The organism is Pseudomonas sp. AC239 (assembly GCF_979258545.1).
In genome coordinates this window covers 2,890,436-2,902,541 of sequence record NZ_OZ409864.1, presented here as the reverse complement: position 1 = coordinate 2,902,541, position 12,106 = coordinate 2,890,436, and the positions used below count along the sequence as shown (strand labels likewise).

Annotated in this window: 11 protein-coding genes; 4 read left to right on the top strand and 7 right to left on the bottom strand. The window is 60.1% G+C overall.

Annotated elements, in window-relative coordinates:
• Positions 1–58 precede the first annotated feature (58 nt).
• Together ACZ0AZ_RS13055 and ACZ0AZ_RS13050 are read left to right on the top strand one after the other, a co-directional pair.
• Positions 59–1,069, top strand: coding sequence for a calcium/sodium antiporter (locus ACZ0AZ_RS13055; RefSeq protein WP_463538778.1), 1,011 nt, complete (start codon positions 59–61; stop codon positions 1,067–1,069).
• Positions 1,066–1,446 carry a carboxymuconolactone decarboxylase family protein gene (locus ACZ0AZ_RS13050; protein WP_039759431.1) on the top strand — a complete coding sequence of 127 codons (381 nt, stop codon included), beginning with the start codon at positions 1,066–1,068 and terminating at the stop codon, positions 1,444–1,446. The genes ACZ0AZ_RS13055 and ACZ0AZ_RS13050 overlap by 4 nt, the downstream gene beginning before the upstream one ends.
• 99 nt (positions 1,447–1,545) lie before the next feature.
• Here ACZ0AZ_RS13050 and ACZ0AZ_RS13045 read toward each other — a convergent pair whose 3' ends face one another.
• From ACZ0AZ_RS13045 to kdgD, 5 genes are all read right to left on the bottom strand, one after another.
• Positions 1,546–2,487, bottom strand: coding sequence for an AEC family transporter (locus ACZ0AZ_RS13045; RefSeq protein ID WP_039759433.1), 942 nt, complete (start codon positions 2,485–2,487; stop codon positions 1,546–1,548).
• 207 nt (positions 2,488–2,694) lie between these two features.
• Positions 2,695–4,248, bottom strand: a complete 1,554-nt coding sequence (garD, locus tag ACZ0AZ_RS13040) for a galactarate dehydratase (protein WP_463537514.1) — start codon at positions 4,246–4,248, stop codon at positions 2,695–2,697.
• An 11-nt stretch (positions 4,249–4,259) separates the two neighbouring features.
• Positions 4,260–5,624: an MFS transporter gene (locus ACZ0AZ_RS13035; protein WP_039759710.1), complete on the bottom strand. Its 1,365-nt coding sequence runs from the start codon at positions 5,622–5,624 to the stop codon at positions 4,260–4,262.
• Between the two features lie 153 nt (positions 5,625–5,777).
• Positions 5,778–7,223: an aldehyde dehydrogenase family protein gene (locus tag ACZ0AZ_RS13030; RefSeq protein WP_463537513.1), complete on the bottom strand. Its 1,446-nt coding sequence runs from the start codon at positions 7,221–7,223 to the stop codon at positions 5,778–5,780.
• 71 nt (positions 7,224–7,294) lie between these two features.
• Positions 7,295–8,206 (bottom strand): 5-dehydro-4-deoxyglucarate dehydratase, encoded by a 912-nt coding sequence (gene kdgD / locus ACZ0AZ_RS13025; protein WP_039759443.1) that lies wholly within the window; start codon positions 8,204–8,206, stop codon positions 7,295–7,297.
• A 298-nt stretch (positions 8,207–8,504) separates the two neighbouring features.
• Here kdgD and ACZ0AZ_RS13020 point away from each other — a divergent pair, with 298 nt between their 5' ends.
• Both ACZ0AZ_RS13020 and ACZ0AZ_RS13015 read left to right on the top strand, forming a co-directional pair.
• Complete coding sequence (locus ACZ0AZ_RS13020; protein WP_463537512.1) at positions 8,505–8,885, top strand: hypothetical protein; 381 nt, start codon at positions 8,505–8,507, stop codon at positions 8,883–8,885.
• A gap of 142 nt (positions 8,886–9,027) precedes the next feature.
• Complete coding sequence (locus tag ACZ0AZ_RS13015; RefSeq protein WP_129999943.1) at positions 9,028–9,381, top strand: hypothetical protein; 354 nt, start codon at positions 9,028–9,030, stop codon at positions 9,379–9,381.
• Positions 9,382–9,384: 3 nt separating this feature from the next.
• On the opposite strand, the gene ACZ0AZ_RS13010 is transcribed toward ACZ0AZ_RS13015, so the two are convergent.
• Together ACZ0AZ_RS13010 and ACZ0AZ_RS13005 are read right to left on the bottom strand one after the other, a co-directional pair.
• Positions 9,385–10,131, bottom strand: a complete 747-nt coding sequence (locus tag ACZ0AZ_RS13010) for a FadR/GntR family transcriptional regulator (protein ID WP_024011597.1) — start codon at positions 10,129–10,131, stop codon at positions 9,385–9,387.
• A gap of 186 nt (positions 10,132–10,317) precedes the next feature.
• Positions 10,318–12,045, bottom strand: a complete 1,728-nt coding sequence (locus ACZ0AZ_RS13005) for an ABC transporter ATP-binding protein/permease (protein ID WP_129999944.1) — start codon at positions 12,043–12,045, stop codon at positions 10,318–10,320.
• Between the last annotated feature and the right edge of the window lie 61 nt (positions 12,046–12,106).

The following is a 12,106-nucleotide window of genomic DNA, read 5'->3' as shown; positions in this document are numbered from 1 at the left end:
GATCAACGTCATCGAATTGCTCAGTGGCCTGTGTCTTTTGCTCATCGGCGCCGAGCTGATGGTGCGCGCCGCCGTGCGTCTGGCCGAGCGTCTGCATGTGCGCCCGCTGATCATTGGCCTGACCATCGTCGCTCTCGGGAGCAGCGCCCCGCAAATGGCGGTGAGCCTGCAAGCGGCGCTGTCCGACAACCCCGACATCGCCGTCGGCAGCGTGGTCGGCAGCGGCATCTTCAACATCCTTGTAACCCTTGGCCTGTCGGCACTGATCATCCCGCTGCGCGTGTCGCGGCAACTGGTGCGCCTGGACATCCCGCTGATGATCGGCGCCAGCCTGCTGGTATTCATCCTCGCCTGGAATAAAGACCTCGGGCGTTTCGACGGCGTTCTGCTGCTCGGCGCTTTGGCGTTGTACCTCGGCTTGCTGTTTCGCCAGTCGCGCCACTCGACGCGACCGCATACAGAACCACCCACCGAGACGCAGCAATCCTGGCTGATCAGTGGGCTGATGATTCTCGCTGGCCTGACCATGCTGGTGTTCGCCGGGCGTCTGCTGCTTGGCGCCGCCGTGGTCGTGGCCACCGACTTGGGCCTGTCGGAACGGGTCATCGGTCTGACCGTGGTCGCGGTCGGCACTTCGCTACCCGAACTGGCGACTTCGCTGATCGCTGCGTTGCGCGGGCAGCGCGACATTGCCGTGGGCAACGTGATCGGCGCCAACCTGTTCAACCTGCTCGGGGTGCTCGGGCTGACCGCCCTACTCGCACCGACGCCGCTTTCCGTTTCCCCGAATGCGCTGGATTTCGACTTGCCGGTGATGCTCGGCGTCGCGGCGCTGTGCCTGCCGGTGTTCTATTCCGGCTACCGCGTGACCCGGGCCGAAGGCTTGCTGCTGCTTGGTTTGTATCTGGTCTACGGGCTGCATGTGGTGTCGTTCACCACCGGCATGCCGCTGGCCGGCAGACTCGAGCGCTTGATGCTGTTTTATGTCCTGCCGGCGCTGCTGACGTTTCTGCTGTTCACGTCGATCCGCGCCTGGCGTCGCCAACACCACAAAAGAGATGTGCCATGAACGAGTCGAAGCAGTCCGGGGTTGAAATCCGTCGTCAGGTCATGGGCGATGCCTTCGTTGATCGCGCCTTGGGCAACGCCACCGAGTTCACCCAGCCGTTGCAGGATTTCGTCAATGAACACGCCTGGGGCGGGGTGTGGAACCGCGAAGGTCTGTCGCTGAAAACCCGCAGCCTGATTACCCTCGCCGCGCTGACCGCGTTGAAGTGTCCGCAAGAGTTGAAGGGCCACGTACGCGGCGCGTTGAACAATGGCTGCACGGTGGAGGAGATTCGCGAAGCCCTGCTGCATTGCGCGGTGTATGCCGGCGTGCCGGCGGCGATCGATGCGTTTCGCGCGGCGCAGGAAGTGATCGACAGCTACCAGAAACCGCAGTGACCGCCTTCGCGAGCAGGCTCGCTCCCACATTTGCAATGCGTTCCCTGTGGGAGCGAGCCTGCTCGCGAAGAGGCCCTGCCAGACACCGCAAATCCTTGATCAGATCCACCCACCCCACTGCAACACAAAGATCCCGACGTTGGTGGTAATCGCCGCCATCAACGTGGTCAGCACAATGATCGCCGCCGCCAGCTCATGATTGCCCTGTGCCGCCCGGGCCATGACGAAACTTGCCGCCGCCGTCGGGCTGCCAAAGTAGAGAAAGAGAATCCCCAACTCCGCCCCGCGAAAGCCCCACAACCACGCCCCGACGGTTGCCAGTAACGGCAGACCGACCATTTTCACCAGGCTGGAACTGAGCGCCATCTTGCCGCTCTTGCGCAACGCCGCCAGTGACAGCGTGCCACCGATACAAATCAGTGCCAACGGCAAAGTGGTCTGCGCCAGATACTGGCCGGAGGTTTCCAGCCAACCCGGCAAACCGATCTTGAAATAGGCGAACGGCGCCGCCGCAATCACGCTGATGATCAGCGGGTTGCTGAACACGCTTTTGCAGATGCTCCACGGATCGGACTTGATCACCGGGCTGTATACGGCCAGCACAATGGTCGACAGCGTGTTGTAGAACAGGATCACCAGCGCCGCGAGAATCGCCCCGAGCGAAATGCCGTAATCACCGTACATGCTCGCGGCAAGCGCCAGGCCGATCACGCCGTTGTTGCCGCGAAACGCGCCCTGGGTGTAGATGCCGCGATCTTCACGCGGACACTTGAAAATTGCCCAGCCCCAGGCCACGGCGAAACTCACCAGGGTGGCGAGGGAAAAGTAGATGAGGAGCGAAGGTTGCAGCGCGGCGTGCAGATCCGCGTGAAGGATGCCGAGGAACAGCAGCGCCGGCATGGTCACGTTGAACACCAGCGACGAGGCGGTGTGGATGAAGTTGTCGTTGATCCAGTCGATGCGCTTGAGCAGCACACCGAGAAACAGCATGGCAAACACCGGCGCGGTGATGTTCAGAGTTTCAAGAAAGATTGCCAGCATGCCGGGGAGCCTTGGGTGAGCGTCGATAGGGGGCTAATGATAAGCCACTTTCGCCCTGATCGTTCCCATGCTCTGCGTGGGAACGATCACAGGCACCGCAAGTCCTTCGGCGTCTGGCAGATCGCTTTCGCGAGCAGGCTAGCTCCCACATTTGCAATGCATTTCCCTGTGGGAGCGAGCCTGCTCGCGAAGAACGATGACGCGGTCTCAGGTAATCGGCGCCGGGTTGAACAAGGTGATGTCGTTATGCAGCTTGTGTTTCTCCGCCCAGGTCTGTTGCTTGCCACTGGCAACATCCAGGTAATAGTGAAACAACTCCCAGCCCAGCTCCTCGATGGTCGCGCGCCCGGTTGCAATGCGCCCGGCATCGATGTCAATCAGGTCCGGCCAGCGCTGTGCCAGTTCAGTCCGCGTCGATACCTTGACCACCGGCGCCATGGCCAGCCCATAAGGCGTACCGCGCCCAGTGGTGAACACGTGCAGGTTCATCCCCGCCGCCAGTTGCAACGTACCGCAGACAAAATCGCTGGCTGGCGTCGCGCAGAAAATCAGCCCCTTCTGCTTGAAACGCTCGCCTGGTCCGAGCACGCCGTTGATCGCGCTGCTGCCGGACTTGACGATCGAGCCCAGCGACTTCTCGACAATGTTCGACAACCCGCCTTTCTTGTTGCCCGGCGTGGTGTTGGCGCTGCGATCGGCTTCGCCCTTGGCCAGGTAACGGTCGTACCAGTCCATCTCGCGTACCAGCTCTTCGGCAACAGTTTGCGTCTGCGCCCGCGAGGTCAGCAGGTAGATCGCATCGCGCACTTCGGTGACTTCGGAAAACATCACCGTCGCCCCCGCACGCAATAGCAAGTCCGAGGCATAACCCAGCGCCGGGTTGGCGGTGATGCCGGAGAACGCGTCGCTGCCGCCGCACTGCATACCGAGAATCAGCTCGGACGCCGGCACCGTTTCGCGGCGGCGCTGGTCGAGTTTCTTCAAACGCACTTCGGCCAGTTCCATGATCTGCTCGATCATTTCGGTAAAGCCGTGGCTGGAATCCTGCAAGCGGTACAGCCAAGGATCGCTGAGATCCACCGAGGCATCGTCTTCGTGCATCACCTGCGCGGCCTGCAATTTCTCGCAGCCCAGACTGATTACCAGCGCCTCGCCCCCCAGGTTCGGGTTGCGCGCCAGATTGCGCACGGTACGAATCGGGATGTAGGCATCGGTGGCGGTAATCGCCACACCGCAGCCATAACTGTGGGTCAGTGCCACCACGTCATCAACGTGCGGGTACTTCGGCAGCAGCTCTTCCTTGATGCGCTTGACCGCATGATCGAGCACGCCGGTGACGCACTGCACGGTGGTGGTGATGCCGAGAATGTTGCGCGTGCCGACGGTGCCGTCGGCGTTGCGATAACCCTCGAACGTGAAACCTTCCAGCGGTGCCTGCGCGGCCGGCACGTCGGTGGACAGCGGCAAGCTGTCCAGCGGCGGCGCGGTCGGCATGCGCAGTTGATCTTCCTTGACCCAACTGCCGCGACGGATTGGCTGCAACGCGTAACCAATGATCTGCCCGTAACGAATCACCGGGCCGCCTTCGGGAATATCCTCCAGGGTGACCTTGTGGCTCTGCGGTACGAAATCCAGCGTAACCAGGCCGTCGGCGAACTCGGTACCGGCCGGTACGCCCTGATCGTTGACCATCACTACAACGTTGTCCCGCTCGTGCAGGCGGATGTAGCGCGGCGAGTCGGAATGTTCAATCAACTGCATGACGCCGCTCCTCAGGAATGCGCTTGAGACAAATTGCCGGTGGCTTCATTACCGCCCTTGGCTGGCGGCTCTTTCAAGACCACACGCTTGATCGGGCCGACGATCACCAGGTAGCTGAACACCGCGACCAGTGCGTTGGCACCGACAAACACCAGCGCCCATTTGAACGAACCGGTGGAGCTGATGATGTAGCCAATCACGATCGGCGTGGTGATCGAAGCGATGTTGCCGAAGGTGTTGAACAGGCCACCGCTCAGACCGGCGATCTGTTTCGGCGAAGTGTCGGAAACCACCGCCCAGCCCAGTGCACCCACGCCTTTGCCAAAGAATGCCAGCGCCATGAAGCCCACGACCATCCATTCCACGTCAACATAGTTGCACGCAACGATGCTGCTAGACACCAGCAGACCAGCGATGATCGGCGCCTTGCGGGCGAAAGTCAGCGAGTGGCCCTTGCGCAGCAGGTAATCGGAAATCACCCCGCCGAGCACACCGCCGATAAAGCCGCAGATCGCCGGCAACGAAGCGATGAAACCGGCCTTGAGAATGGTCATGCCACGCTCTTGCACCAGATACACCGGGAACCAGGTCAGGAAGAAGTAGGTGATGCCGTTGATGCAGTACTGGCCCAGATACACGCCAAGCATCATGCGGTTGGTCAGCAACTGACGGATGTAGTCCCACTTCGGCCCATCGGCTTTTTTGCCTTTGTTCTGGTCCATGTCGACCATGCCGCCGTTGTCAGCGATGAAGTTGACTTCAGCTTCGTTGGCCATCGGGTGTTGGCGCGGGCTGTGGATAACCTTCAGCCACACCAGCGAGAAGATGATGCCCAGAATCCCCATGACGATGAACACGTGCTCCCAGCCGAAGCTGTAGACGATCCAGCCCATCAGCGGCGCGAACAACACGGTGGCAAAGTATTGCGCCGAGTTGAAGATCGCCGAAGCGGTGCCGCGTTCAGCGGTCGGGAACCACGCCGCCACGATGCGCGCATTGCCGGGGAACGATGGCGCTTCGGCCAGGCCCACAAGGAAACGCAGCATGAACAGCGCAACCACTGCCGTGGACATGCCGAATTCACCGACGAAGCCTTGCAGCACGGTGAACAGCGACCAGGTGAAAATGCTCAGGGCATAGACTTTTTTCGAGCCGAAGCGATCGAGCAGCCAGCCACCGGGAATTTGCCCGGCGACGTAGGCCCAACCGAATGCGGAGAAGATGTAGCCGAGGGTAACGGCGTCAATGCCAAGGTCCTTTTGCAGGCTGGAGCCGGCAATGGCGATCGTGGCACGGTCGGCGTAATTGATCGTGGTCACCAGAAACAGCATGAGCAGGATCAAATAGCGGACATGAGTCGGCTTGGAGGATTGCATGCAGATGTACTCCCACTGATTATTTTTATGCGGGTAAAACATTCTTTGGTCTTTGTGGGAGCTGGCTTGCCAGCGATGGCATCAGCGCGGCGTGCCTGAAGCACCGCGTTGCCCGAATCGCTGGCAAGCCAGCTCCCACAGGTATTGCGTGTATCAGGAACCAATGTAGGCAGTCTTCACGACCGTGTAGAACTCTTGTGCATAGCGGCCCTGCTCACGCGAGCCGTAGGACGAGCCTTTACGGCCACCGAACGGGACGTGGTAATCCACACCGGCGGTCGGCAGGTTGACCATCACCATCCCGGCCTGGGAGTGGCGCTTGAAGTGGTTGGCGTACTTCAGCGAAGTGGTCGCGATGCCGGCCGACAAGCCGAATTCGGTGTCGTTGGCCATCGCCAGCGCGGTTTCGTAATCGGCCACGCGAACGATGTTGGCCACTGGGCCGAAGATCTCTTCGCGGCTGATACGCATTGACGCTTCACTGTCGGCGAACAGGGTCGGCGCGAGGAAGTAGCCCTCGGTGTCGCATGTCACCACACCACCGCCGCTGACCAGACGCGCACCTTCGGACTGGCCGATGTCGATGTACTTCATGTCCTGCTCAAGCTGCGCCTGGGAGACCACCGGACCGATGTCGGTGCCGGCCTTCAGCGCGTGGCCGACCTTGATCGACTTCATGCGCTCGGCCATGGCTTCGACGAATTTGTCGTGGATCCCGGCAGTCACGATCAAGCGGCTCGACGCTGTGCAACGCTGGCCGGTGGAGTAGAACGCGCTCTGCACCGACAGCTCGACCGCTTGCTTGAGGTCGGCGTCGTCGAGAATGATTTGCGGGTTCTTGCCGCCCATTTCCAGTTGCACTTTGGCCTGGCGCGAAACGCAGTTCACGGCGATCTGACGACCAACGCCCACCGAACCGGTGAAGCTGATGCCGTCGACTTTCGGGCTGTTGACCAACGCCTCGCCAACCACGCGACCGCTGCCCATCACCAGGTTGAACACACCGGCCGGGAAACCTGCGCGGGAGATGATTTCCGCCAGCGCCCAGGCGCAGCCCGGCACCAGATCGGCAGGCTTGAGCACTACGCAGTTGCCGTAGGCCAGGGCCGGAGCAATTTTCCATGCCGGGATGGCGATCGGGAAGTTCCACGGGGTGATCAGACCGACCACGCCCAGTGCTTCGCGAGTGACTTCAACGTTGACGCCCGGGCGTACCGACGGCACGTAGTCACCGGACAGACGCAGGCACTCACCGGCGAAGAACTTGAAAATGTTGCCGGCGCGGGTCACTTCACCGATCGCTTCCGGCAGGGTCTTGCCCTCCTCACGGGCCAACAGCGTGCCGAGCTCTTCGCGACGGGCGAGGATCTCGCTGCCGACCTTATCCAGCGAATCGTGACGGGCCTGAATGCCCGAAGTGGAGTACGCCGGGAACGCAGCGCGCGCAGCGTCGATGGCGGCGTTGACCTGGCTCAGGTCGGCCTTGGCGTAGTTGCCGATGGTGTCGCTGAGTTCGGACGGGTTGATGTTGGCCGAGTAATCGGCACCGGCGACCCATTCGCCATTGATGTAGTTGTCGTAGCGTTTTGCAGTTGTCACAGGGCAGCCCTCAACTCTAAAAGCCTTCACGCAAAAAGCCGCTGATTGCTCAGCGGCCTCGCTTTTCTCGTTTATTGCGCGCCTTGCTTGTCGATCAGCGCGGCGAGCATTTCGTACTCTTCGCCGGTCAGGTCGGTCAGCGGCGCACGCACCGGACCTGCGTCATAGCCGGCGATTTTTGCACCTGCCTTGACGATGCTCACGGCGTAACCGGCCTTGCGGTTGCGGATGTCCAGGTACGGCAGGAAGAAGTCGTCGATGATCTTGCCGACGGTGGCGTGATCTTCGCGAGCGATCGCGTGGTAGAAGTCCATCGCGGTTTTCGGGATGAAGTTGAACACCGCCGAGGAGTACACCGGCACGCCCAACGCCTTGTAGGCAGCGGCGTAGACTTCGGCGGTCGGCAAACCACCCAGGTAGCTGAAGCGATCACCGAGGCGGCGACGGATCGACACCATCAACTCGATATCGCCCAGGCCATCCTTGTAGCCGATCAGGTTCGGGCAGCGCTCGGCCAGACGCTCCAGCAGCGGCGCGGTGAGGCGGCAGACGTTGCGGTTGTAGACGACCACGCCAATCTTCACCGACTTGCACACGGCTTCTACGTGCGCGGCAACACCGTCCTGGCTTGCTTCGGTCAGGTAGTGCGGCAGCAGCAGCAGGCCTTTGGCGCCCAGACGCTCGGCTTCCTGAGCGTACTCGATGGCCTGGCGGGTCGAACCACCGACGCCGGCGAGGATTGGAACGCTGGTCGCGCAGGTGTCGACGGCGGTCTTGATGATTTCCGAATATTCACTGGCGGCCAGGGAGAAGAACTCACCGGTGCCGCCGGCAGCGAACAGAGCCGAAGCGCCATACGGAGCCAGCCATTCCAGGCGTTTGATGTAGCCCGCGCGGTTGAAATCGCCTTGCGCGTTGAAATCGGTCACCGGGAAAGACAGCAGGCCGGCAGAGAGGATGGACTTCAGTTCTTGTGGATTCATTATTCGAACACCCTGGTAGCAACGTTTTATTGTGAGTGGACCGTTCAGCCTTCGCTGAAGTTGTAGGTCATCGTACAACTTAAAAGATAACCGTCAACTGCATTTCATCGTTGCCAGCGATTTTTTGTCGGACAAAATCGCTTTTTGCGCTTGCTGAAATCGCTGGAAGGCCCGTCCTTGAAGCCTTCGCTGGCGGAAATATCTGGTCTGGATTCGTTTAATTGCGAGGGGACGAGCCGCTCCTAAAATACGTCGACTGCCACGAAGGATCGTGGCGGACCACTCAAAGGAAGCTGTTATGTCGATGCATTTTGCCGCCCCTACCCTCTCCCACACCGCCCCTGCTCAAGACGATTGCGTGACGCTTCAGCTCTCGCAGATGCCGGATATCCTCACCGTGCAGGTGCCGGATTCCAGCGATTTCGCAGCAAACTGGAGCGTCTACGCGATTCTCGGCAGTGATGCTGACGAGCCTGAATGGGAAGGTGATGAAGTGGACACCGGCGCTTGGGACGATGCCGAGGATGAAATGGAAAAGCTGCTCGACATCGAGGTGCAGTTGCCGAAAGAGGCGCTGCAACCGTACCTGAACCGCGAGGTGGAGCTGCGCTACAAGTTTCGTGATGAGTCGAGTATGGAGCCGTATTCGCTGCCGCTGAGGCTGCGGGTCGAGGCGTAATGGGTTGCGGGTTTGACGCTCTGACCGTTGGTCGGGACTGGTATTTCTTACAGGTGCGAGCGCAGGTTCAGCGGTCCTTTAATGAATGCGCGCGACTAATACGCGCATTTAGCCGACTGATACTGACAAAAGGACCTTGAACATGACTAATGCAACGCTTCCCCCTCTGCCTGCACCAATACTCACAGAAGCGTCAAAAGGCACCCTTTACGTGAGCACAATCAAAGACCCGACCGAAGCGGTGGTACCTCCATATGCTGAAGCCTCGGCAGGAGACCGAGTAAAACTGATGCTCGTCGTCGGCGATAAGCAATGGGAATACCTGAAAGCGCTGACTTCCGCCGATCTGGGCAAGGACATTCCTTTCGCAATTGAAAAGGCTCATTTTGAGAAAGGTCTCAGTCCGGCAGCAGATGCCCGATTGCGTTACAGCGTCTCGAAGCAAGGTCAAGTTCCCGCAATGTCTGAAGAACTCAAAGTCGCCATAGTGCGTTGAGCGCTACCCCTGCGCCTGCGCTTCTTCATGAGCCTGGCGCAGTCGTTCGCGGCTGTTGGTCAAGTGCAACCGCATCGCGGCGCGGGCTGCATCGGAGTCCTGGCGGGCGATCGCATCGTAGATCTCTTCGTGCTCACGGCTCAGGCGGCCCATGTAATGCTGCTGATCATCATGGGCCAGGCGCGCCGAGTTCAGCCGCGTACGCGGAATGATGCTGGTGCCCAGGTGGGTCATGATGTCGGTGAAATAGCGGTTGCCGGTGGACAGCGCGATTTCCAGGTGAAAAGCGAAGTCCGACGACACCGCATCGCTGGCATGGGAGGCGCTTTCGTTCAAGGCGTCGAGGGCGGCGCGCATGGTTGCCAGTTGCTCGGGGCTGCGGCGTTGCGCGGCGAGGCCGGCGGATTCGACTTCGAGGCTGATGCGCAATTCGAGAATTGCCAGCACGTCACGCAGAGTGACGACGGTGGCCGGGTCGATGCGGAAACCGCTCGGGCTCGGCGTGTCGAGGACAAAGGTGCCGATGCCGTGGCGGGTTTCCACCTGGCCGGCGGCCTGCAGACGGGAAATCGCCTCACGGACCACGGTGCGGCTGACGCCATGGGCTTCCATGATCGCCGACTCGGTGGGCAATTTGTCGCCACGTTTGAGCAGGCCATCACGGATCTGCTCGCTCAACACCGTCACCAATTCCTGGGCGAGGCTACGGCGCTTGCGGGGGAGGCGCGGGGTGTCGATCAGCTTTTCCATGATTTGTATCTTGTCTCGAAAGTTCGGCTTGGCGCCATCATAGCTCAAGCGGGTTGTACGATCACCGGGCAGATCACATTACCCCACTGTGGGAGCGAGCCTGCTCGCGAAAGCAGTGGTTCAGACGACAGATTCGTCGACCGATATGGCCCCTTCGCGAGCAGGCTCGCTCCCACAGGTGAGTGTTCAGACAGTTATGGCCTGTTCGACCAGACGACCGCTGTCGATCCGCACATGCCGTGGATGGAATCGTTTCAAACTGCTTCGATGACCGACGCTGACAATGCTCAACCCTGGAATCTCATCGATCAGCGCCTGGTACAAGGTCGCTTCGTCTTCTTCATCCATCGCCGAAGTCGCTTCGTCCATGTACAGCCATTGCGGTGCATAGAGAAGTGCACGGGCGAAAGCCAAGCGTTGCTGCTCACCCGGCGAGAGCATGCGCTGCCAGTGATTGGCCTCATCGAGCCGCCCGAGCAGATGTGGCAAACGGCAGGTTTCCAGCACCTGTGCATAACGCTCCGGCGCATAGGTGTCACCGGGTTGTGGATAACTCAGCGCCTCACGCAATGTACCGATGGGCAGATAAGGCTTCTGCGGCAGGAACAGATAACGCGCTGCCGGCAAACGAATATTGCCGTGGCCCGCCGGCCACAAATGCCCCATCGCCCGCAGCAGTGTCGACTTGCCGCTGCCGGAACGGCCGCTGAGCATCACGCGCTCACCCGGCTCCACAGTCATGTCGGCGTCGGTCAGCAAATGACGTCCATCGGCCAGATCCAGGCCGAGGCTGTGCACCTGCAATTCGCTGCCCTGGTTCTGCACATCGATGGCGGGCACGCGCTCCTCGTTGTTGCTCATGGCATTGCGGAAACTCAGCAGACGATCGCAAGTGGCGCGCCACTCGGCCAGATCCTGGTAAGCGCTGATGAACCAACTGAAGTTCTCCTGCACATTGCCGAACGCCGAGTTGATTTGCATCAGCTCACCCAGCTCGATCTTGCCGCTGAAATAACGTGGCGCGGCAACAATGAACGGGAAAATGATCGCGATCTGCCCATAGCCCGAAGTAAAGAACGTCAGGCGCTTGGACACGCGCATGATGTCCCAGAAGTTATGCCAGACCAGCCCGAAACGATTGCTCAAGCGCCGATTTTCATTCGGCTCGCCGTTGTACAACGCGATGCTTTCAGCATTTTCGCGCACCCGCACCATTGAGAAACGCAGGTCGGCTTCGAAACGCTGCTGGTTGTTGTTCAAGTCGATCAGACGTCGGCCGATCAAATGCGTCAGCCAACTGCCGACCGCCGCATAGACCAGTGCACACCAGAACATGTAGCCGGGAACAGTGAAACCGAACACCTCGATGCTGCCGGAGACGCCCCACAGAATGATCGAGAACGACACCAGACTGACGACCGTACGGATCAAGCCCAAGCCAAGCGCCAGTGTGTTCGCAGTGAATTTATTAAGGTCTTCGGAGATTCGCTGGTCCGGGTTATCGGTGTAACCGCCCTGCTCCAGCTGGTAGTAATTCTTGTGTTCAAGCCACCGGGTGAAGTGCTTTTCGGTCAGCCACGCCCGCCAGCGAATGGTCAGCATCTGCGTCAGATACTGGCGATACACCGCAGCAAGAATCGCCACAGCGGCAATACCGCAGAAATACAGGATCAACTGCCAGAACGCCGCCTCATCCTTTTTCTGCAGGGCGTTATAGAAATCCTTGTACCAACTGTTCAACCACACCGCGATCCATACGCTGAACAGCGTCAGCGCGATCACGGCAATCAGCAACGTCCAGGCCTTGCCCTTCTCTTCGCTGCGCCAGTAAGGCGTGGTCATCGCCCAGACTTTGCGAAAAAACTGCCCGCGCACAGCATCGTTGACCGCGGAATATTCAGCGTTCTGATTCATGGATAAGGCTCGATATAGAAAACAACAGACACGCGCCGATCATAGAGGATCGGCGCGATTT